9 protein-coding genes and 2 pseudogenes are annotated in these 24372 nt (G+C 44.9%); 5 read left to right on the top strand and 6 right to left on the bottom strand.

From position 1 onward, the window contains the following. Positions 1-494 precede the first annotated feature (494 nt). Both N774_RS19405 and N774_RS0101550 read left to right on the top strand, forming a co-directional pair. Entirely contained in the window at positions 495-4190 is a 3696-nt protein-coding gene (locus tag N774_RS19405) for an endo-1,4-beta-xylanase (protein WP_207640544.1), read from the top strand. Positions 4191-4356: 166 nt separating this feature from the next. Next, a complete protein-coding gene (locus N774_RS0101550; RefSeq protein WP_024859545.1) occupies positions 4357-6966 on the top strand; it encodes a dockerin type I repeat-containing protein in 2610 nt (869 codons plus the stop codon). A gap of 66 nt (positions 6967-7032) precedes the next feature. Here N774_RS0101550 and N774_RS0101545 read toward each other — a convergent pair whose 3' ends face one another. The 5 genes and pseudogenes from N774_RS0101545 to N774_RS19685 form a co-directional block, all read right to left on the bottom strand. Next, a complete protein-coding gene (locus tag N774_RS0101545) occupies positions 7033-9366 on the bottom strand; it encodes an ABC transporter permease (protein WP_024859544.1) in 2334 nt (777 codons plus the stop codon). Further along, entirely contained in the window at positions 9338-10267 is a 930-nt protein-coding gene (locus N774_RS0101540) for an ABC transporter ATP-binding protein (RefSeq protein WP_024859543.1), read from the bottom strand. Before N774_RS0101540 ends, N774_RS0101545 begins: the two co-directional genes overlap by 29 nt. After that, on the bottom strand, positions 10264-10641 hold the full coding sequence (locus N774_RS0101535) for a GntR family transcriptional regulator (protein ID WP_024859542.1): 378 nt from the start codon (positions 10639-10641) through the stop codon (positions 10264-10266). Before N774_RS0101535 ends, N774_RS0101540 begins: the two co-directional genes overlap by 4 nt. Positions 10642-10811: 170 nt before the next feature. After that, a pseudogene (gene bglS, locus N774_RS19690) lies at positions 10812-11450 on the bottom strand (beta-glucanase); the annotation flags it as partial. Positions 11451-12584: 1134 nt separating this feature from the next. Then, a pseudogene (locus N774_RS19685) lies at positions 12585-13220 on the bottom strand (glycoside hydrolase family 11 protein); the annotation flags it as partial. 748 nt (positions 13221-13968) lie between these two features. Between N774_RS19685 and N774_RS0101525 the strand changes: the two are divergent. Together N774_RS0101525 and N774_RS0101520 are read left to right on the top strand one after the other, a co-directional pair. Continuing rightward, positions 13969-15876: a class I adenylate-forming enzyme family protein gene (locus tag N774_RS0101525; RefSeq protein ID WP_024859540.1), complete on the top strand. Its 1908-nt coding sequence runs from the start codon at positions 13969-13971 to the stop codon at positions 15874-15876. Continuing rightward, positions 15876-17780, top strand: coding sequence for a dockerin type I domain-containing protein (locus N774_RS0101520; protein ID WP_024859539.1), 1905 nt, complete (start codon positions 15876-15878; stop codon positions 17778-17780). The genes N774_RS0101525 and N774_RS0101520 overlap by 1 nt, the downstream gene beginning before the upstream one ends. A 117-nt stretch (positions 17781-17897) precedes the next feature. On the opposite strand, the gene N774_RS17895 is transcribed toward N774_RS0101520, so the two are convergent. Next, positions 17898-21050, bottom strand: a complete 3153-nt coding sequence (locus tag N774_RS17895; RefSeq protein WP_024859538.1) for a carbohydrate binding domain-containing protein — start codon at positions 21048-21050, stop codon at positions 17898-17900. 643 nt (positions 21051-21693) lie between these two features. Between N774_RS17895 and N774_RS0101510 the strand changes: the two genes are divergently transcribed. Then, positions 21694-24327: a CotH kinase family protein gene (locus N774_RS0101510; protein ID WP_024859537.1), complete on the top strand. Its 2634-nt coding sequence runs from the start codon at positions 21694-21696 to the stop codon at positions 24325-24327. The last annotated feature ends 45 nt before the right edge of the window (positions 24328-24372 follow it).

Genomic DNA, 24372 nt, shown 5'->3' with positions numbered 1-24372 from the left:
TTGTGTGAGAAAGTAGTCGCAAACCTCTCGTTTACGCTGCTATCTCAGTTCTGTTATTATTTTTCAAACAACTGACTCCTTAAAAATATTTTGCGGACATCTCCGCTAATCATATTATAAACCACTGCCGAGACCTTGTCAAGGCATAACATTTCGTGCATGATCTATTACCTCGTTAAAGCTTTAAAGAGATATCACATTTGTGCTGCACAAAAGTACAGCTGTATGCACATTATGATACTAACGGGCGGTAATAATTTGATTCTAATTACAAATTGTAGAATATTTATATAAGAAATGCATAAAAAAGAGCAAAAACCGAGCAGACTTTATTATGAATCGCAATAATCGACTTGTGTTGTTCATAAAAATGTAATAAAATTGTTGTATAAGCTGGGGAAAAGATGGGACACAACTGCTCACATCGCAATTGTGCTTTTCTTCAGTTGAGAAAAGGAAGAAACTTTAAAACAAAACATGTTAGAAAGTGAGGAATGATCGACATGAGAAAAGGCACATTCAAGAAGATCGTCAGTGCAGGCGTTACTGCAATGATGGTAGCTGCAAGTGTACCTTCGATCCCCGCAGCAGTTGTACACGGTGCTGATCAGCAGACACGCGGCAACATCGGCGGTTTTGACTACGAAATGTGGAATCAGAACGGTCAGGGACAGGTTTCCATGAATCCGGGCGCAGGCTCATTCACCTGCTCTTGGAGCAACATCGAGAACTTTCTTGCTCGTATGGGCAAGAACTACGACAGCCAGAAGAAGAACTATAAGGCATTCGGCAATATAGTTCTCACTTACGATGTCGAGTACACCCCAAGAGGAAATTCGTATATGTGCGTATACGGCTGGACAAGAAATCCTCTTATGGAGTACTATATCGTTGAAGGCTGGGGCGACTGGCGACCACCCGGAAACGGTGCTGAAAACAAGGGCACAGTAACCCTCAACGGCAACACCTATGACATTGCCAAGACAATGCGTTATAACCAGCCCTCTCTTGACGGTACTGCAACATTCCCTCAGTACTGGAGCATCCGTCAGACAAGCGGTTCAAGAAACAATACCACAAACTATATGCAGGGCACAATTGACGTATCCAAGCACTTTGACGCATGGAGCCAGAAGGGACTTGATATGTCAGGTACTCTTTACGAGGTATCCCTCAATATCGAAGGCTACCGTTCAAACGGTTCAGCTAACGTAAAGAAGATAACTGTCGGCAGCGGCTCTCCTTCACCAAGCGAGACAACTACTACCACACCGACTCAGACAGTAAAGGCTGACGAAAACGGCAACTACTTCACCAGCACATTTGAAAGCGGTGCAGGCGACTGGGACGGCAGAGGAAGCGCTTCTGTTACTACAGACTCCTCCAACTACTACGACGGAAGCAAATCTCTCTATGTATCGGGCAGAGAGTCCGAGTGGAACGGCTGCGCTATGGCTCTTGATCCAAGCGCATTCGTACCGGGCAATACATACAGCTTCAGTGCTGCCGTTATGCAGAAGTCAGGAAGCAGTGTAACAATGCAGATGTCCCTCCAGCAGGGCAGCGGCAACAGCGCTTCTTATACAAAGATCGCTGACTGCGATACCAAGAGCAGCGAGTGGACAAAGCTCGAGAATACAGAGTTCACTATCCCCGATAACTCAGGTGATCTCGTTCTCTATATCGAGACTCCTGAGAGCTCAGGCGATACATGCGACTTCTACCTCGACGCAGTTCAGGTTTCCGAGAAAGGCAAGAAGTCCTCTGTTGTAACAGGTCAGGGCAAGGTCGATACTTCATCGGTGCCTACTGATATCGGAGAACCAACAGGAAAGAAATACAATGACGTCCGCGCACATCAGAACCTTAATTATAATTATGAAAAGGGCGGCAACGGCTTCAAGGATTACATGGGGCCATACTTCCGTCTCGGTACTTCAGTAAGCGGCTATGAGATCGGCAATGCACAGGCTCAGGAGTTTATCAAGAAGAACTACAACTCAATCACCTGTGAGAACGAGATGAAGCCCGATTCTATCGTTAAGGGCGTTAACGGCGACGAGGTACAGATCAGCCTCCAGTCCGCTAACCAGATCCTTAAATTCGCAGAGCAGAACGGTATCGGCGTTCGCGGTCATACATTCGTTTGGTACAGCCAGACTCCCGAGTTCCTCTTCAAGGACAACGGAAGCTATGTATCAAAGGACAGAATGAACAAGCGTCTCGAAAGCATGATCAAGAACACATTCAGTCAGATCAAGTCCAACTATCCAAAGCTTAACCTCCACTCATACGACGTTTGTAACGAGCTCTTTGAGAATGACGGCGGCGGAATGAGAAACTGGTCCAAGTGGAAGGACGTTTACGGTGCAGGCAACTATGACTTCGTTGTAAACGCATTCAAGTATGCAAGAAAGTATGCACCTTCCGAGACAAAGCTCTATCTCAACGACTATAACGAGTATATGTCCAAGAAGACTAACGACCTTGTTAGCATGGCTAAGAATGTCATGAAGGAAGGCGACTATATCGACGGTATCGGTATGCAGGCTCACCTTGCAGCAAGCTATCCTTCAGCAAGCGAGTTCGAGACAGCTGTTAAGCAGTTCGAGTCACTTGGTCTTGACGTTCAGGTAACAGAGCTTGATATCACAAGAAATCAGAGCAATCAGGGCGAGCTCTATACTCAGATATTTGAAGTATGCATGAGACACGCTAAGAATATCTCAACTGTTACTCTCTGGGGTACAACAGATGAGAGAAGCTGGAGAAAGTCTGAAAACGGCGGTTCACCGCTCCCATTCAGCAACTACCAGCCTAAGAGCTTCTATAATGACATCATTGCTCTTACAAAGAAGATCGATCCTCCTACATGGGACGACGAGGAAGAGGAAGTAGTTACAACAACTACAACTGCTCCTCCCGCAGTAGTAACAACAATAACAACTACATCACCTCCCGAAGATGCCAAGGACATCAAGGATATCCTTAACGCAAATGTAACAAAGTGGGGCGACGCTAACGGCGATGCAGGCGTAGATATGGGCGACGTTGTTCTCATCATGCAGTGTCTCGCTAACCCCAACAAGTATGTACTTGACGCAAAATTCGTATTCAATGCTGACGTTTCAGAAGCAGGCGGCGGCGTAACAACTCAGGACGCTCTTGCTATCCAGCTCTATCTCTTAGGCACATACAAGAGCCTGCCTGTAAGCTATGCAGACAAAATCATGACTGTAACTACAGAGAAAGCTAACAGCCCTGAAACTCAGACTACCACTACTACAAAGGCTACTACCACAACAACAACAACAACAAAGGAAACAACTACAACAACTACAACAAAGCCCAAGTCAAACTTCAATTACAACGGCAACTTACAGTTCAAGGAAGCTCCCGGCAACTACTTTAACGGCTGTCAGCAGAAGGGTAAGGTCACAAAGGAGAGCTATAACGGCATAAACGGTTATAACAACTGCAATGTTTATACACCTTATAACTATGACCCGAGCAAGAAGTACAACATATTCTATCTCATGCACGGCGGCGGAGAGGATGAGAACACTCTGATCTCCCAGAACGATACAATGATGCAGAATATGCTGGACAACATGATCATGAACGGCGAGCTTGAGCCCCTTATCGTTGTATTCCCGACATTCAACAAGACAGAAGCAGGCAAGTTCTACGGCGAGTTCCGCCAGAGCTTAGTTCCTTTTATTGAGGGCAAGTACTCAACATACGCTAATAAGGATACATCTGCTGAGTCCCTCAAGGCTTCAAGAATGCACAGAGCATACGGCGGCTTCTCAATGGGTTCAGTTTCAACATGGGCTGTTCTTGAAAACTGCCTCGATATCGTAGGCTACTTCATGCCTCTCTCAGGCGATCACTGGAGCGGCAACTCAGCTTATGACAAGGCTAAGTCCATAGCAAACGCTATCGACAGATCAGGTCTCAAGAAGGATGAGTACTTTATCCTTGCAGCTACAGGCTCTGATGATATCGCTTATCCTAACGTAAACCCACAGGTAGAGGAAATGAAGAAGATGAGCCAGTTCGTATACACTTCTGACTTCTCAAAGGGTAACTTCTACTTCATGGTAGCTCCCGGCAAGACACACTGGTGGGGCTATGTAAGACACTATGTTTACGATGCACTCCCGTACTTCTTCCACGAGGGTCAGTAAAATATAACTGCAAATATTTTTTATCGATCACTTTGATCCGATCAGACCGAGGACATTATTGTCCTCGGTTTTTTCTTTATTACGCTTGATTTTGTGCAAAATACATGATATAATGTAGGCAAGCAGAAAAGCTCTGCTAATAATAATGAAATGGCAGGTGAACACAATGAAGATAAAAAAGCTTACAGCTGCTTTACTTGCAGCGGCTACGGCAATTATCCCTCTCTCTTCAAATAACTTTGCTGCTCTCCCCTCTTTCACATCTTATGCGGCACAGCACGCTACAGGAGCAGCTCTCCCCGAATGGATACCCAGAAGCTTTGAGGAAGCACTTGACTTCCGAAACACCTACGGAGCTACCCATATACAGGACGGCCTTATCTGCGTAGTATTCAGGGAACAGCCTGAGAAAGTTCCCGAGGGCGAACCGCAGGGAATGCTCAGATATGATATAAGGACCACAGAGGACATGATGGAGCAGCTCTATCACAACTACTTAAGCTCCGAAAACAGCATGTACAATTATGAGGTAGCAGTGTATTATGCTCCAAAAAAGCAGGGAAAGTTTGAAGTTGCACTTGTGGATACATGGCTGAAGTCAAGCGACCTTGATCTTGGCTACAATCACGCTGTCGCCCACTACACCTTTTCAATTGACGAGGAAAAGGAAATAACCGAGACCGACATGTACGGCTGGCTTCCCGACTGTTATACGGAATACAATGATTACGTCAAAAAGAACGGCTCTGTTTCCGCAAAGGACGAGTTCGTTGTGTTCTGCATTGACGATACAGCGGGCATAAGAAACCAGTGGTATGAAGTCTCTGATTATGATCAGGCAGTCATGCAGCATTATACTTCGTCATACTGCACTATTGAAACAAAACAGCCCGTGTCAGGCGGTTCAACTCCTCACGCCGAGGTTTATAAGGCTATAGGTGACGGCAGCACTTTTATCAAGTGGAGCTTCGTTCCCTCAGACGACGACCAGAGAATACAGGCTTCAAAAAATCTTTACGCTGACTGTACAGTTTCCGACGGCGGAAAAAAAGTAACTCTCAGCGATGAATTCATACAGAAGGCTGACTTCTCATTTACTAATTACAGCATTTACGGTACAGACCTGAAAGCTTCGGGAGAAGATGCATACACTGCCTTTTCTAAACGAAAATCGGCAGTTATCAAGTCCAAAAATGAATTGAAGCAATTCCTTTCAGACTGTCTTAATGATACAGCTCTTGATAAGTTCGTAGCACAGTACAGTGATAAATACTTCGAGAATTACGTTCTCATGCTCTCCACCTATCTTGATCCATACCGCGGACGTATTTCAAAGTTTGGACTTGACAAGTTTTTCACCACTGACAACATACTTTTTGTAGACTTCAAGCCCGTCATAAGCGGAGTACAGTCCAGAACGTCAAATTTCAGTATACTCCAGCTGTCAATGCCGAAAAGCGAATACAAAGACGCTTATGAGGTTACATGGTCTCCGGTTTATGCTCTTGCAGAAAACATAAAGTGTATCACCTTTGTTGATGTCGCCACAAATCAGTACGTAGATATGGATGACACCGACCTTTCCAAACTATTTGGTATTGAGATGAAAAACGTTGACGGTCATAATCCTTATTACTGGGACGTTATTACCGCTGAATGGCTCGACCTAAAAATTGACGAAGCATATCTCCCCGGCGGGTATAAATTGTACAAGGATTTTCCTGTAAGTGTCACCGACTATGGCAATAACACAGGCGATATAATCTTCAGACTTACAAAAAATAAACCAAACAGTGTAAAAACTGCTGTTGACAAGTATTCGACCACAACACAGAACATGTTCAGTGACCAGGGCTTATATGCACAGTTCCCCAATAATAAGTCTGTTGTCATAACAAGCTCTGCTGAGCTCTCGGAAACTGTTTTAAAATATTTCTCGGAGGAGTATCAGAAGAAGATATTCGGCAGCTACGATGATACATTCTTCAAGAACAATGTTCTGCTCCTTAATATGTTCATCGACTCAACAGGCGGCAATAGGGTCGGGATAAAGGATAGTATATCATCAGACGACAGCATAACCGTTTATTATACCAAGCCTGCTCCTGACTTCCGGATATGCAACACCGACTTTCTGTTTGTTCTGCAGGCAGCTGTTCCAAAGAGCAGCTATAAGGGTCAGAAAACAGAGTTCAAATGCATGGGCGACGCTAACGGTGACGGCAGCTTCGGTATCGCAGATATTGTAATGCTGCAAAAATGGCTGAACGGCGGCTCCGACACAAAGCCTGCCGACTGGAAAGCGGCTGACCTTTGCAGAGACGGCGCTCTGGATATCTTTGACCTTGTTGCAATGAGAAAACTCATCATCGATGTGCATGATCTTGACGCTCCTGTAAAGTATTCTTTTGAAGCTCAGTATCTCCGCGCTGCCAGATCTCCCTCAGGAAACCGAGAGCCTGTTGTAAACATTATAACAAGTGCAGGAGAGATGAAAAAGAAAGTACAGACAAGCTACCGTTCAGAAGAACTGGAAAAATATAATGATACCTGGTTCAGCACCCATAAGCTTATGGTCATAAGTCTCGAAGAGGGCAGCGGTTCAATAAGTCACGGAATAACCGAGCTTTACAGCGATCATGTCACTATAAACCGTACGATCCCCGATACTATGACAGCTGATATGGCAGTATGGGATATCTTTATCGAGCTTGATAAAAACGCAAGGATAAGTGATGACTTCACAGTGAACTTTACCGAAACAAAGCTTTCCTAAGCTACAGACAAAGCCCTCGGCATTATGCCGAGGGCTTTTATCATGGATAATTAAATTTATACAGGCTTACTGATAGAAAATATCGGGATCATATTCCTCACCGGTCGCATTATCAACCAGCTTCATGGAATCCTTAGCACTTTCAACAAGCAGATCATTGCCTGTTCTTTCTGTAATGTACAGCGTAAGCGAGCCTGCCTGTATCTCTGCAAGCACCTTTTCGCCTGTAACCACGGGTGTAGCAGCATCAAGAAGCTTTTCTACAGCCTCGGGATCAGTGAACTCAAAATGTCTTTTTCTTCCGTAATCCACGTAGCTGCGGTCTCTGTAGGGATCAACGCTAAAGACAGAATCCATCTTAACATATTTTTCCGTATTGATCCTTTTATCGTCCGGATAATCATAACTGTAATTGCTCTCATAGTTTGATTCCGTGAAAAATCCAAGGGGGAACACATACTCGGGAGCAGGAGTTATTGTAAGATTGGTCGAATACTTATCAAGGCTCTCAAAAAGCTCCACCGCCGTCTTCCGGTATGCTATGTTGTGCATCTTTAAAAAGGCTATGGTGTTATCGCATGAGGAGTTTACTATCATATTCCCCAAAGTACAGTAATACTCGGCTGATCTGAAGTCATCTGAGGTCATTTCAGTATAGTCTTTACAAAGTGCTTCGGTAAGCTCTTTTCCCTCTTCTACAGTAAGCAGTACCTCACTTGTTACACCTAACTTATCCGTAACAGAAGTTGCGTAGCTGTCCGCATTCTTGATAAAGCGGCTTTGTGTATAGAAATGTCCCGGGTCTTTAGATGATCTCAGGCCATTATATAACATTTCTTTTGTTTCTTGTTCTGCAAATTCACTGCTTGTATATATATCGCAGCAAAGGTCACTGAGCATTTCCGACGGCATCCAGTACTGTCGCAGTATAGCCGAACCGCCCTTGGTATGATAAGTTATCTTGACCTGCTTGGCATCAAGCAGATAGTTTTTGTCCTTATTGTTTAGATGAGGATATCGGTGGTTGTAATCAGATAACTCATACTCATATTTATCAGAGTTGAAATAGCGGTCAACAAGCTCAGTGTTTATATCTATGACGTCACTGATGACCTTAGGGTCACAATAACGGATCCGATCATTATTGAATATTGACGAATAATTATTCATTATTTCTATCTCTATATCTGTGACAGATGAAGCTGACGGAACATACTGAGCTCTTCCAAGTCCGCGTGTGCTGTCTATGACTTTTATGACCCCTATCACAACTGCACTTGCTGCGGCAAAGCTTAAAAGAGCAGTCCAGAACCGCTTGAAGCCGCGGCGTCTGATAACTTCCATGGTGAACCATATTATACCGCTGATGATAAGAGCTGCTATAAGTCCGCTGTCAAGAGACGTCATCTTCATTAAGGTAACAATACTGTAAATAACGGCAGACATTATAATATAATAGAATGCATTGTAAACATAGGGCTTGGAAACGTCCTCAGCCTTGCGGTGCTTGTAAAGAAGATATGTAATGAACAGTATGATAACGATCACAGCTAATGTCCTTACCATAAAGTTAAAATACATATTATCCGCAATTGATCTTATTTTTTCGCCATACATCGTCTGCCGCAGCACATCGGAAGGTGACTGCGGGATAATGTCAATATATGGTATGATAAATCCGAAAACGCCTATTGGGCTCGTTGTGAAAAAGGTGTAATTTTGTACAACCGACTCTGTACAAAGTCCGAAATGGGCTGCTTCAACAATATTGGACCATGTGATGAATATAAATAAAGGTATCATTATATTCAGAGCAACTATGCTGAACAAAGCCTCAAATACGCTGCCTGCAAAGCTTATGGCAAGTACAGACATAGTATAAAGCATTATCATTCCAACAAAAGCAATAAATGCTATTTTTATGATCTCAGGAAGATATTCAAGCATGGAGCCGATCTCTATAAAGCATGAACCTATAAGCAGCTCTGCAAGTGCGATTATACCGCCGATAAGAAAAGGCGCGATATATGCTGTAAGTCCTGAGAAGTAATCCGCAAAGAATCGCTGGCGGTTGTTCAGAGGAAGTGAATAGTTCATATCCACGAGAGATTTACTGTACAGATAGCGGAAATTCATCATTGGTATTACCAAGCCCATTAATACGCTCAGAATAAATGCAATGACCGCTATGAACACAAAAGGCAAACAGTCGTCTCTGCTCCCCACTGCGTCTATACTGTCCAGATATTGCAGCCATAAATATACACCTGCAAGTATGGGCAGGCTGAGAAGCTGGAACACAAGATTGGTAATGAACAGCTTCATATCCTCCGAAAATTTGCTCTTCAGCCTTTCTTTAAAGAAGCTCTTCTTAATCTGTGATCTTGTCACTGCTGTCATAGCCGAGCACCTCCAGTTCATAAATAAATATTTCCTCAAGCGTGAGCGGTATGACTTCTGTAAGCATCGGACGCTTAGTAAGAAGTGAAGCCTTTATTGCTTCGATATCACCCTTAGCGATGATGAAGCATATACTCTGGCTCTGCTCATAATGGAGTATCTCTATGCCATCCTGAGCAAAATCCTCCTTGGAGTAAGCTGCCACCGAGCCATCCTCATTCTTGCTGAATACCACCTGTATCTTATGTACGCTGCCCTTTACATCGTCGATGTCACGGCAGAAGATGATCTTTCCGTTATGTAAGAGCGCCGCTGTATCACATACCTCGTTTATCTCCTTCAGATTATGCGAGGAGATGATCGTTGTGAGCTGACGGTCAAGCATAGCGTCAACGAGCATTTTCTTTACGATAATGCGCATTGTAGGGTCAAGTCCGTCAAAGGCTTCGTCAAGGAGCAGATAATCAGTCCTGCATGCAAGACCTATGATAACTATAGCCTGACGCTTCATGCCCTTTGAAAAGGTGTTTATCTTCTTATCAAGGGGAAGTCCCGTTTTCTTGCGCAGAGCCTCAAATATCTCCTCCGAGAAAGACGGGTAAAAGGTCTTATAGTAGTTTTTGAGCTTTTTCAGTGTGTAGCTTCCGAACTGGACAGTTTCATCGTTTATGAAGAAGACCTTCTGCTTAGCTTCTGTATTGTCAAAAACACTGTTTCCGTCAACGAGCACTTCTCCGTCCTCGGGAGAATATATGCCCGATATAAGACGAAGTATAGTGGATTTGCCCGCACCGTTGGAACCAAGCAGACCAAAGGCAGTTCCCTTTTCGATCTTCAGGCTAACACCGTCAAGAGCAGTATAACTGTCGAATTTCTTTACTGTATTTTTTAGTTCGATCATGCTTCATCATCCTTTCTGTAAGATAAATACAAGGTATCGATCCTTGCCTTCAGATCGTCGGGGGATATACCCTTTTCAAAGGCTTCATTGACTGTATTATCGAAATCAGTCAGCACTTTTTTTCTGAATTCATCGTAATTCTGAGCTGATATGAAGCTCCCCCGCCCCGGTACGGAGTATATGACGCCATTGCGTTCAAGCTCCTGATAGGCTTTGGACACAGTATTGGGATTGACTCCTGTGGATTTGGCAAGGCTTCTTACGCTCGGAAGCTGATCATTTTCTGCAAGTGTACCGTTTATAATAAGATTGACTATCTTCTGATATATCTGCTCATAAATAGGTATCCTGCTTGTCAGATCGATGGAAAACATAGGCAGCTCCTTTCTGTAGGAAGTGTACTATGTCGTATAGTACAGCTATTACACTTTGATAATAGCATATCTATTTTATTTTGTCAAGTGTTTTTTGAGTTTTTTCAAAAAAATAAAAAAGGCGGCATATAGCCGCCTTTCATTATTAAGGACCGAAATTATTTTTTGGTATATGTTACCCACTGATAACGTGCAGTAAGAGGAGTTCTTCCGTCGTAATGACCGAGCCACTCATCTACGCCTCTTCCGGGCCATGCATTCATCATGATCTTTCCGGGTGTCTTTGGAATGTTCTGGTTTGCTGTGTAAACAGCCTTGCCGTCTACATACCATGTGATGTGGTCGGGCTGCCAGTCAAATCCGTAGGTATGGAAGCCCTGTGAAGCATCGAAGCCAAGATCGTACATGAACTCGTGATTGCCCTGTCCGTTTGTATAGTAGTTGAACTGTACCTTTGTGGTATCCTTGCCAAGGAACTCGATATCGATCTCGTCCCAAGGATTGCCATCGGACTCACCTGTGTAAGTGAAGAATGAAGAGTTGACACCTGTGTTCTTGATAGGCTTCATAGATGTCTCATAATAGCCATAGCTGTAGAAATCATTGGTTCTGTACTCAGCACCTGCATAGTTGTACTTGCCTGAGTGATCCTTGTCTATGGTGAGGTTAAGAGTGCCGTCGCTGAAGCCTGTCTGTGAAGCATACCAGCCGCAATCGAATGGATCGCCGTTCTCCCAGCCGTCAGAAGCTATGAAGTAACGTGAGGAACCTGTTCTGAAATCGTCAGCCATTGTTGCAGACTTGTTCATCTCAGTACCTGCGGGAACTGCGCTGTTGTTCTGCTGCTGATTCTGATTATTCCAGTCATTGTTCTGGTTCCAGTTCTGCTGCTGATTCTGGTTGTTCCAGTCGTTATTCTGGTTCCAGTTCTGCTGCTGATTCTGGTTGTTCCAGTCGTTGTTCTGGTTCCAGTTCTGCTGCTGATTCTGGTTGTTCCAGTCGTTATTCTGGTTCCAGTTCTGCTGCTGATTCTGGTTGTTCCAGTCGTTGTTCTGGTTCCAGTTCTGCTGCTGATTCTGATTGTTCCAGTCGTTGTTCTGGTTCCAGTTCTGCTGCTGATTCTGGTTGTTCCAGTCGTTATTCTGGTTCCAGTTCTGCTGCTGATTCTGGTTGTTCCAGTCGTTGTTCTGGTTCCAGTTCTGCTGATTGTTCCACTGATTATTCCAGTTATTATCACCGTACGGCAGATTCGGGATCATGCCAAGGAAGAACATCTGCAGCGACTGTGCGTCACTGTTTGTGATTCCGCTTCCGGGATTGAATACGTCGCCGTTGTAAGCGCCCTGCTGGTTAAGATTATACTTGTCAGGATTTGCAAGGGACTGCATGATAGATACAGTATCACCCATATCTACGGAATTGTCGCCGTTTGCGTCTCCCCACTTAGTTACATTGTTTGCCCAGTCATTGTTCCAGCCGTTATTCCACTGATTGTTCCAGTCGTTATTCTGCTGCTGATTGTTCCACTGGTTATTCCAGTCGTTATTCTGCTGCTGATCATTCCACTGGTTGTTCCAGTCGTTATTCTGCTGCTGATCATTCCACTGGTTGTTCCAGTCGTTATTCTGCTGCTGATTATTCCACTGGTTGTTCCAGTCATTGTTCTGCTGCTGATTGTTCCACTGATTGTTCCAGTCGTTATTCTGCTGCTGATTATTCCACTGGTTGTTCCAGTCATTGTTCTGCTGCTGATTATTCCACTGGTTGTTCCAGTCATTGTTCTGCTGCTGATTGTTCCACTGGTTGTTCCAGTCATTGTTCTGCTGCTGATTATTCCACTGGTTGTTCCAGTCGTTGTTCTGAGCCTGCTGCTGATTATTATTGTCAGAAGCACCTGCGCCTGAACCGTCAGTGCTTACTGTTACGCTCTTTACGTTTGCAGAGCCGTTTGATCTGTAGCCCTCGATATTGAGAGATACCTCATAAAGCTTGCCCGACATATCAAGACCTGCCTGCGACCATGCGTCAAAGTGCTTTGATACGTCGATTGTTCCCTTCATATAGTTGGTCTGGTTATTTGCAGAACCGCTTGTCTGACGGACGCTCCAGTACTGTGGGAATGTAGATGTTCCCTCAAGTGACGGCTGATTATAGCGCATAGACTTGCGGATATCATATGTGTTTCCGTTGAGTGTTACTGAGCCCTTGTTCTCGCCGTCATTTCCCGGTGGACGCCAGTCGCCCCAGCCCTCAACGATATAGTACTCAACAAGCGGACTCTTTGTCCAGCCGTATACGCACATATAAGAGTTTCCTCTTGGCGTGTACTCTACATCATATGTAAGTACGATATTTCCGATCTCTTTGTAATTCTTGCCCTGACTGTCGTAATTCTTTCCCATACGAGCGAGGAAATTTTCGATGTTGCTCCACGAACAAGTAAATGAGCCTGCACCCGGCTCCATTGACACCTGTCCCTGGCCGTTCTGATTCCACATCTCGTAGTCGTAGCCCCCCACATTTCCTCTCGTCTGCTGATCCGCAGCAGAAGCCACAGCGGGTATGCTCGAGGCGATCATCAGTGCCGACACTGTTCCACTGATCGCCCTCTTCATTTTTGAAAGCTTCACTTTGATCACTCCTTTGAGTCTTTTTGTAAAATCACTGCATCGGTCACGTCTGACCTTATTTCTCCAACTGTTTTAAGATCAAGTATCCCCAAAAAGTGTACGAGCTCGTTTATCTTTTTCGTATATAATTATAATATCTCAACATTTAGTTATACAAGTCATTTTTTGTTCTCACTGTATATTCTGACCACATATTGCGTTTTTTTTGAATTTTACATTTCCCTATAAACAGCCAAATATATCGTATTACCTATAAATTAGCACAAAAATTGCACAGTAGAGCGCAATAAAAATCAAATGCAAGATTTTTACAATTATTACATGATTTTACCATAATCGCAAATTTACAGGTGCTTTTCATCCATTACTTGTCCCTTACATTATATAAAAGAAGCCTATAGCATTATTTTGCAGTTTTCGGAGATGCTGCAAGCAGTCTTTAGGTCTATAATTTAACGAACTTGAACAAATATTTAAAGTCTATCTTAAAAACTTTTTAAAGTGCATTTAAGGACTTTTTAATAATTTCCATGTTATAATAATAAACGAACAGTACAGCTATGGGTTGGGGGTCAGGAATTCACAGTCTGCTGTTCGGGATTAAAGTGGACAGATTTCTGCCATAATATAGGGGTAAACATACTTATTAGGGAGAGATATATCCGCCCATAATAAACTACGAAAGGAAAATCAAAAAATGAAAACACTAACACATATCAACACATCAACAATTGTAAGAAAATTCCCTGAATGGGCAAGGGTGGATCGTGTTATCAATGGGGTCGAGATTTACAACATGAATATCTTTGATAATATCATGACATTCAATCAGGATAATCTCGATGGTGACGCTTTCGATTACTTCGGCACAAAGATCACTTACGGCGAGATGCCTGCACTGCGTGAGGCATATGCCAAGGGACTGAAACTTGCAGGCGTCAGGGAGGGCGACGTTGTTACGCTCTGTCTGCCTGTAAGTGTTGAAAACCTTATGCTGCTTTTCGCATGCAACCTTATAAAGGCTGTAAGCAACAATGTTAATTTCCTTTTCTTAAAGGACGATTTCCAGCTCTACACAAAGGATAAAGGCTCAGAGATAATAATTACTCTCGACGCTTTCCTTCCATATTTTACAGAGCATATTTCAAACAGCAGCATTAAAAAGGTCATTCTCATGAGCCTCGATGATTTCCTTCCTCCTGAGAAAAAGGGCATGTTCCTTGACACCTCGGAGATGCCTGAAAAAATGCAGGAAGTATTCGACATCAAGAAGATCACAGATTGCCTTACCAACCTTGACAAGATCAAGGGCGTTGAATTCATACGCCTTGAAGATCTCAGGATCGCAGGCGAAAAGAGCGACATCGAGCTTGATCTCGGTCCCACTGACCTTGACCGCGATATAAGCTATTTCTATACAAGCGGTACTACAAGCAAGCCCAAGTGCGTTGTCTACAAGGAGTATTCTCTCAACGCTTACGTTGAGATGCATGCAGGACTTGATACTCAGAATTTCGTGGGTGAGCGCAACTTCCAGTGTATCCCGCTGACACACATGACAGGCGAAAGAGTATGCGCTATCATGCCTCTTGCAAGAGGAGGCACACTTGTACCAAGACCTATCTACAACAAATATACATTCGCAAGAGACCTTTCCGAGACAGGCTGCAACTGCGTAGTTGCTACAGCAAGCTTCTACCTTACAAGCGTAAGACAGGGTGTACTTTCCCCTACTGCTCTTGAAATGCTCAGACGTCCTGCTTCGGGCGGTGAAGCTGTAAATATAAACTCAGTCCGCAAGATCGACAAGTGGCTCCGCGATAACGGCTGCACAGTAAGATACTCACTGGGCGGCGGCGCAAGCGAAGAGGGCGGCGCTACTCTTGTTACATACTTCATGGACGAGGAGACAAAGACCAATGAAACAGGTAAGCCTCTTGAGCCATACGTATTTGTAAAGCTGGTCGATGACGACGGAAATATCGTTGAAGAGAACGAGGTACTTGCTAATCTTCACGCATCAAGCCCTGCTGCGGCTGACCGTTACCTCAACAATCCCGAGGCTACAGCCGAGCGCTGGTATTATGACGAGAACGGCATGAAATGGGGTGTTACAGGCGATATTGCTGTAAGACACGCTGACGGCTCATATACCATTATGGGAAGAGCCTCCGACTCTTATGTTGACAAGCACGGCAAACGCGTATACCTCTTTATGATCGAGAGCACTCTCGATGAGAACGACCCGATCAACGAATGGGAGATAAGCGCTTTCAAGAATGAGCGCGGCGGCTACGACGTTGTTGGTCAGATAATCCTCGATCCCGAGGAAGCTGAGCCGACCGCAGAGCTGGTCGAATACATATGCAGCAAGTATAACCTTGATGCAGTCAAGTTCTATAAGGAATTCGAGATAGGCGAAATTACTGCAAAGAGAGATTATATCCTCCTTGCACACGACTACAGAGGCTATATTGCACCATGCGGAAACGGACGTCTCTTACTTATAGATTATTCCGAAAACGGCAGCACAGTTATTTTCAGAACAGGCAAAAAATTCATCATTCCAATAAACGAAGAATACGGCAACAAGGAGGAAAAGTAATGAAAGCATCAAAGATTTTAGCTGCACTTGTTTCAGCAGTTACACTCACAAATACAGCAGGTATGGCTGCTTTTGCAGAAAATAATAACGAACTCACAAACGGTGATTATAACTATGTGGCACTGGGTGACAGCATTGCGGCAGGCTTCGGTCTTGCAGGGGGCGATCTCACGCAGGATCCCGCACTTGTTATTACAGACGCGCTTCTTGAATCTCCGGTTAAGGGCGCATATCCCGCAATATTCACCGAGTATCTGGAAAAACTCGGCAGCGAAAGAGGCTACAATGTAAAGGGCACGAACCTTGCATCGACTGCTTACCGCGCAGAGGACATCGAAAAGACAATAAAAACTCCTGAGTACAAGGGCGAATTTGCTACAGGCATACTCGAGTCATATGCAGGCGAGGGCGCAAGCAATGTACTTGTTCCCTACCATGATATTTACACAAAGTACCTTTCCGAAGCTGATCTTGTAAGTATTCAGCTGGGCGGAAACGACATCATCATGAGCATAGTTCCACAAATGGTATACGGCGAGAATCCTGTTCTCAGCGCCGCAGGTATGTCTCTCATGCTCACACTTTTCGGCACAGACACAGAAACCGCAATTGGCGGCGGTCTCCAGATCATCAGCGAGAATAAGGACAATATAACATCTGAGGACTTCATTGAAGCCGCTGCATTCATGTACAATGTAAGCGAAAATGCAAACGCTCTTGTAGACGAGTCCGCAAGCCATGTCAAGGGTGTTGTTGAGGCTGTAAAGGAACTCAACGGCGATGCGGATATCGCTCTCGTGGGTATGTTCAATCCTTACCGTACCGAGGAGGAGTCGGCAGCAACAGAGGAGGATATCTATGAGGTTCTCGGCAGAATTTATGCCGCAGCTGCAAATGCTGCCGCAGCAGGCGAGGACGAGCTTACTGCAAACGGCAAGCAGACCGCTGAATACATAGACAATCTTAACGATAAGGTCGAGAAGATCAACGATATCAAGGATATAACCGAAAAATACAATGACGCAGCAGAGCTTGATGAGCTTCTTGCAATGGTCGAAAAGTACGACGACATCAGCGAGGTACAGGAGCTTTCTCAGCTTGTAAGCAATTCCGAGGGACAGCCTGCAAAGGAAGAGCTTATGAATGTGCTGGTCAAGTACGATGATATCAACGAGCTCCAGTCAGTTATCGACATTATCAATAACTATGATGACCTTTCAGAGCTTACAGACCTTATGGCTGTAATGTCAAAGTACCGCACAGCTAATCAGACCGCAGCTGCAAAGGCTATTGCCGAGGAAGTGGCATCACCAATGGCTATGCAGGTGGCAGGCAAGAACGTTGACCCGCAGATCCGCCGACTCAACGAGGAGCTCAAAACCGTTGCAGAGGAAACAGGCGCAGTATATGTTGATGTTTACGACATATCTCCCGAGAAGGACTTCGATCCGCACCCCAATGCAAACGGTCACAGGGAGATCGCAGACATACTCTATAATGCAATGTCAGAGACCGTAACCAACAGAATGATTATCCCGGAAGCTCCCGAGCCTACCGAGGAGCCTCTCCCCGCAGAGGAAATTGCAGATTACAATTTCAGACCTTTGGGAGATATCAATGGCAACGGTAAAATCGATTCAACTGACTCATATATTTTAATATACCATGCTCTCGGTATGTACGATCTTTCTGATGAAGACCTTAAATATGCCGATATAGACAGAAACGGCAGAGTTGACATTTTTGACGCTTTACTTCTCAGGGCTTACACAGAACAGTCTAAATTCAATTTTGGCCGGGGCGGAAACAGATTCTACGATCCATACCGTCCGTACAATATGGGATACTTCTATCCCATGGGAAATTACGGCAGATACTTCGGACATCATCACAGAGTAAGATAAAGATAAAAAATCGGGGCTTGATGCCCCGATTTTTCTGTCTTGCTCTTCATACCGCCGCAAAAAACCTCTGCAAAATGCTTTGCAGAGGTTTTCTTTGTTAATGAGTTTTTCGGCTGTTTACTTGATAAGACCTACACCCCAGATAGTGAACTGTCCGCTTCCGCTTATGGAAACATTAAGCTCGCCTGAGGTCTCCTGATAGTAGCCAAGCTCTGCATCGGGACCGCCCCATGTGTACTGCTTGTTGCCGTTTACCTTTGTGGTCTTGCCATTTACAGTAACATCGATACTGCCCATACCTGAGCTGTTAGCCTTGAATACGATGATAAGACCCTTGCCCTCTGTCTTGAATGTCATCGGGCTGCCGCCGTTGAGTGTGTATGAGTAGTTGAGACCGGGGTTATTGTTGTAACCGCCGCCTGACTTCCATGAGCCTGCGTTGAAGTTTGTGAGGTTCTTAGGATCAACATTCACACAGTTAGCGTACTCAGCGCCGTAAACATACTTGGTAGGCTGTGTGTAGCTTGCTGACTGGTTCTCGCTCCTGAGTGCCTGACGTACATAGTATGCCATACAGTCTGCTACAAGCTGACCGCCCTTCTGATGCGGATGATACTCGTCTGAGTAGTAATCGCTTGCCTTGAGGAAGCCGCTGTTGAATGCCTTTGTAAGAGCATCGTCCATGCTTATTACAGGGATATCGAAGTTCTTGCCGATAGGATACATCTGTGACTGGCTGGAGAAGCCGCCCTTTGCACGTGTGATGATGATACCTACAGCAGGCTCGTTAGGCATATCAAGGAACTTCTTGATACAGCTCTCGAAGCACTTCTTGTACATGATGTCCTCATGATCGTTTACTGAGAATTCAAGGAAGATGATATCAGGCTTCTGCTCAACGATCTGCTTCTCGCTGCGGACAAGTCCTACAACGGAAGATGTACCTGAGAGACCTGCGTTGATCTCCTTGAACGAGCCCTTTGCAAATGTGGTCTTGAGGTAGTTGGAGAATGGTGTTGTATAGTTCTTGCCCTCTGTGATAGAGCCGCCGAGATAAGCAACTGTCAGAGGTGAACCGCTTTCAGCAGCAGCAAGCTTCTGGGTAAGTCTGTAGGTGTTGCCCATGTGCTTGATGGAGCTCTTGTAGAAGTCGATATACTGTGCGGAAGCTGTCTCCTTGTAGTTATCCCACTGAGTAGAATCGAAATCTGACTTTTCGGGAATAACGACCTCGGGAACCTTGCCTTCCCCGCCTGTTGTTACAGTTGACTTTGTGCCCTCAGCCGCAACCTGTACATTATCGATATAGAAGTCCATAAGATCACCCGAAGACTCGATAGTCTCAACGTAGAGCACCATATCGCCTGCATTGTCGGGGATAGTGAATGAAGTATTCTCTATCTTGGTCCACTCGCCGCTCTTGCAGGCCTCCTTGGCGATAGAGGTATATACAGCGCTTCCGCCGCCGTTGCCGCCCTGCTGGAGAGATATCTGGATAGTTGCGTCGCTGCCTGAGAGCTGGAGAGCTCCTAAGCTCACGCTGTATGTCTGACCGGGCTGGAAGTCCGAACCGAGGTTGATAGCTGCACCGTTCCACTCAGCGCTTCTGTCCGTAATAAAGAGGGACTTGCCCGAAGCACCGTAGTATGCAGTATCTGATGCAGCAACAGAAGCTGCGCCTCTGCCTGACCAGTCGCCGATGCCTGAATCAAAATTATCATTCAATAAGCCGCCTGCTGCGGGAGGAGCAGCTGTAGTTGTTGTTACTACATCAGGAACTGTTGTAGTTGCAACATTTGTAGTTGTAGTTGCTTCGCCGCCGTCTATCTTTATATTCTCAGAATAGCTCTCGGGAAGCTTTGTGATAAGTCCTAAGAGAAACTTCTGTATAACAAGAGCGTCGTTTGATGTGATACCGCCGCCTGCTTCGCTTACGTCCGCATTGTAGAGACCCGGCTCTGTGAGCTTATACTTGTTTGGGTTTGCAAGTGACTGCATTATAAGAACTACATCACTCATGTCAACGCCTTTATCGTTGTTGGCGTCGCCCCACTTTGTTACCTTAGAATCAAGTACAGCCTTTGGATCCTGAGTTACAGGAGCTGTAGTTGTAGTTGCAATAGTTGTTGTGCTCGTGGTAACTGTTGTGGTTGTTGTAGTGGTAGTTACCTCAGGCTCTGAGCTGCCCTTGAACACGTATCTGAAGAATGTGTAAAGGTGAGGTTTAACTGACTCAGCACCATGTCCGCCGCCGGGAATGGACTGGTAAACGTGGTTTACACCGTTCTTTGTAAGGATATTGCTGTACTGTGACGGGAAAGTACCAACAACCGAATCGTTTGTACCGCCTGTGATCATGAATACCTCAGGCTCGGGACCTACGTCTCTGAACTTCATTTCACTTTCCTGCATACAGCCGGGGTGAGACATGAATGAGTCTGTACCTGGTGTGATACCTGGTGCAGGGCAAGCACCGCCTACGTAGCCGAATACGTCGGGACGCATAAGTCCGCAGTAGATAGCCTCACGGCCGCCCATTGAGAAGCCTGTGATAGCTGTATTCTCTCTGCCTTCCTTTATCGGATAGTTCTCCTTGATAAAAGGAAGAAGGCTGTCTGTTACGTCATAGAGGAAGTTGTCGTACTCTGCGCAGGTCTGCTGGTTGATGCCGCTTGGACCGCTCATGGTCTTACTTGTGAACATGTTAGGTGTTACAACAATGAATTCCTCAGCCTTGCCGCCGGTCATAAGACCTGTCATGAGCTCCTGAACGCCCATGCCGTTTACCATATCATTTTCACTTCCCATGATGCCGTGGAGAACGAACATTACGGGATACTTCTTGCTTGGATCATAGTTAGGAGGCAGGATAACATTGCACTTCTTCTGCTTGCCTGTGAATTTACAGTTATAGGTCTTGTTCTCGACCTTGCACTGGCTCTTTGCCTCTGCACCGTTCGGTACAGTTGTGGGCATATCGTTCTTGATCTCTGCATTGAGACCTGAGGTAGCGTTTCCGCCGCTGCCTGCATCGCCTCCGATATTAGCGCCGCTGTTATCGAAGCCGCCTGCAAAGCCGCTCCAGTCCATGCCTCCGCCGTTGCCGCCCCAATTCATGCCGCCGTTATTTCCCCAGCCGCCGCCAACACTGCCTGTAAGACTGCCTAAATCCATGCTTACATTAGCTGCTGAAGCAGAGAACGGCACACTTGCCGCGATCATCATTGCGGATACAGTACCGCTGATGATCTTCTTCATTTTTGAATTCACTTCAATCACTCCTTTGTTTTTTAGTCCTTGGCAAAACTCCGCAAAAGGCGGTAAAAAGCCGTAACAGGACGGTATTTTTTGTGTTTGCGACTCGGAAACAGCCTATTTTTTATATTTTTAGAGGGTCGGCTGAGATCCGAAGTCATAAAACGTTACAGAACTCCCGCTTCTTCAAGTACACCAAAAGTTGTTTTTGTGACAAATATTTGGCATAATTGTATAATATCTTTGATGTAAATATACAATATATATAGAAAAAAGTAAAGTCATTATAAGCAACTCGACAATTTTTGGTCACAATTTAGCAACAATTGGTCAACAGAAAAGTAATATCTTGATGTTCAAAGCGGATTAATAGCAAAATCTTTACTTTTTTCCAGTCTTGTAAATAAAATTCGTCAAATTGACTCACCAAAAGTTGCTGACTGACAAATATCTTAATCATAAACAAATGTAACCGCAGACCCAAAAGTTCTCATTTGCAGGTTCGGGCATAGTACTAATGTGCTGTTATATATCAACAAACATCAAAAAATTTATACGGAAAATTACATGTGATAAGGCGATTTTATCGCTGTATCTTGCTATTTACATATCAGTGTGATATAATATTTTATTATACGATACATAGTGAGGTAATTTTATGAACTTTATTAAAAAAATTGCCAGCATTACAACGGCATTGCTAATGGTCTCGGCAATGCCCTGCGGTGCGCCCTTTGCTTCGGCTGAACAGTCTGCGGAGGGACTTTACATAAACGAAGTATGCTCCCAGAACAAAAGCTGCTTCACTGACAGTCTCGGCCGTGCCTCGGACTGGATCGAGCTTTATAACGACAGTACTGCGGACATCGACCTTTCGGGCTTCGGACTGACAGACGATGAAAGTGCTCCCATGAAGTATATTTTCCCGTCAGGTTCGGTCATAAAGCATGGAGAGTATCTTATCATTGCTGCTGCAAAGAACGGAGCTGACATGACAGATCTCAATACAGGCTTTTCTCTCAGTAAATCAGGTGAAACTCTCATTCTTTCCTCACCTGACGGAGCAGAACTGATAAAGCTTGAAATACCTGCACTTGCTGAGGACACAACATACGGACGCTTATCTGACGGAAGCTTTTCCGTAATGTCTCCCACCCCTGCTTCTGCCAATCAGTCTGTAACTATCGAGCCTGTTTTTTCTCTGGAGTCAGGCTTCTACAGCGAAAATGATGTAAAAGAGCTAACCATCAACTCGAAAGATACTATCTTCTATACCCTTGACGGTTCTGACCCTACCACATCTGATACTGTCGAGATATACAGCGGTGCGATACCCATGTACGACAGAAGTTCAGAAGACAATGTCTACAGCAAGTTCCAGCATGAGGACAACAGCCCATACTCCATCAATCTCGCTCAGTATTATGTGGCAAATCCAGAAAAATTCGACAAGGCAACTATCGTAAGAGCAGCCGCTCTGTCTGAAGACGGCACGTTCAGCAGAGTAGTTTCAAAGACCTACTTCATTATGAACGACGAAAAGCTCAGTTACTATTCTGATATACCTGTAATTTCCGTGGTAACAGACCCCGACAATCTCTTCGGCAAGGATAAGGGTATTTATGTTGCAGGTCAGAAGTACATGGACTGGCTTGAAAAAATCGAAGCCGAGCCCAACGCAAGTTATTCACTGGATGAGGTCGCCAACTTCTATTCCTCAGGTAAAAAGTGGGAGCGTGAGGCTGATATCACGTATTTTGAGGACGGTAAGCTTGGCTTCGATCAGAAAATGGGCATTCGCATAAGAGGCTCCGCCACAAGAAACAGCTCCGCAAAAAGCTTCAATCTGTATGCGAGAAGCGAATACGGCGACTCTAAGCTTGACTATAAGCTCATTGACGATAATTACTCAGTTGATGACGGCAAGATAATAAAGCGTTACGATTCATTCGGACTCAGGGCTGTCACTTGGGTGGACAGGCTGAGAGAGCATGTTGTTGATTCTTCTGTCCGTGACCTCCCGGCGCTTTCGACCTATGCCTGTGACAGATGTATGCTTTTCATTGACGGAGAGCTGTGGGGAATGTATGAGATAACCGAGAAAGCCTCCGATTATTATATACAGTCCAAATACGGCGTCCCCTCCGAAAATGTTACAATCATCAAAAACGGTGAGCTTGAAGAGGGTCCCGATGAGGAGCCCATGAATCTTCAGCTGCTTGGTGAATTCTGCCGCGATAATGATCTGACAGTTCCCGAAAACTACGAATACGTCACTTCAAAGGTCGATATAGACAGTATTATCGACTGTTACTGTACAGGTCTGTATATCTGCACATGGGACTGGCCGAACTACAATTATTTCCTATGGCGATACAACGGCGACGAGCCTACGGACAATCCTTATACTGACGGCAAATGGCGATTCGGCGCATTCGATTTTGATTACTCTGTAGGACTTTCCTATGCTGATGCTGACGATTCCGAGCTGTATAAGTATGACAGCTTCAAGAAAGTGGAAGCTGTTAAGGAAGGAATACCCACTCTGATATTCTCGGAACTCCTTAAAAATCCCGAATTCAAGCAGAAGTTTGCAGACAGGTTCTATTCATTTGCATATTCCGTATTCGAGTCATCAAAGATGTGTGCGGAGCTTGATGCTGAAGAAAGCAGATATATGGACTATTATGCAATGTCCGCATGGCGCTGGTACGACGGTAACCCCGCAGTTGACTTTGACAGCTTCATTGCAGAGCAGAAAGAATATTACCACAGTGAAATGGAGGTAATGCGTACTTTTTTCAAAAACCGTGCAGAATACGCTGTTGAGAATATGCAGAACTACCTCGGCATATCAAAGGACAGCAGTACCGTGACAGTTACCGTTCAGGGAAACGGAGACTTTTCCGTAGATTCTGCCGATGCTGCTTTTTCGGGAAATGTCTGGACAGGAACTTTTGAAAAAGGACAGGAATTGACCCTTACTGCAAAGCCCGCCGATAACTATACATTCGCAGGCTGGACGGGCGCAGTAAACTCTGATTCTCCTACCATAACCGTAACAGCAGATAAAGCTGTTTCTCTTGTATGCAATTTTAAGCTTACAGAGTACCGGCAGGGCGATCTAAACATGGACGGTACCGTAAATGTAGCTGACCTGCTCCTTATGAACAAATATCTTCTTGGCACTGAATCTATCACAAAAAAGCAGTTCAAACTTGCTGATATGAACGAGGATAGTTCAGCTGATATATTTGACATGGTTTGTCTGCGCAGGGAACTGGTGCAATAACGATATATCAAACAGGCGGCAATGCCGCCTGTTCTTTTTTATAAT

The organism is Ruminococcus flavefaciens AE3010 (assembly GCF_000526795.1).
GTDB classification, from domain to species: Bacteria; Bacillota; Clostridia; order Oscillospirales; family Ruminococcaceae; genus Ruminococcus; species Ruminococcus flavefaciens_D.
Note: the sequence above shows the minus strand (reverse complement) of the source record. Positions and strands in the feature narration are given on the sequence as shown.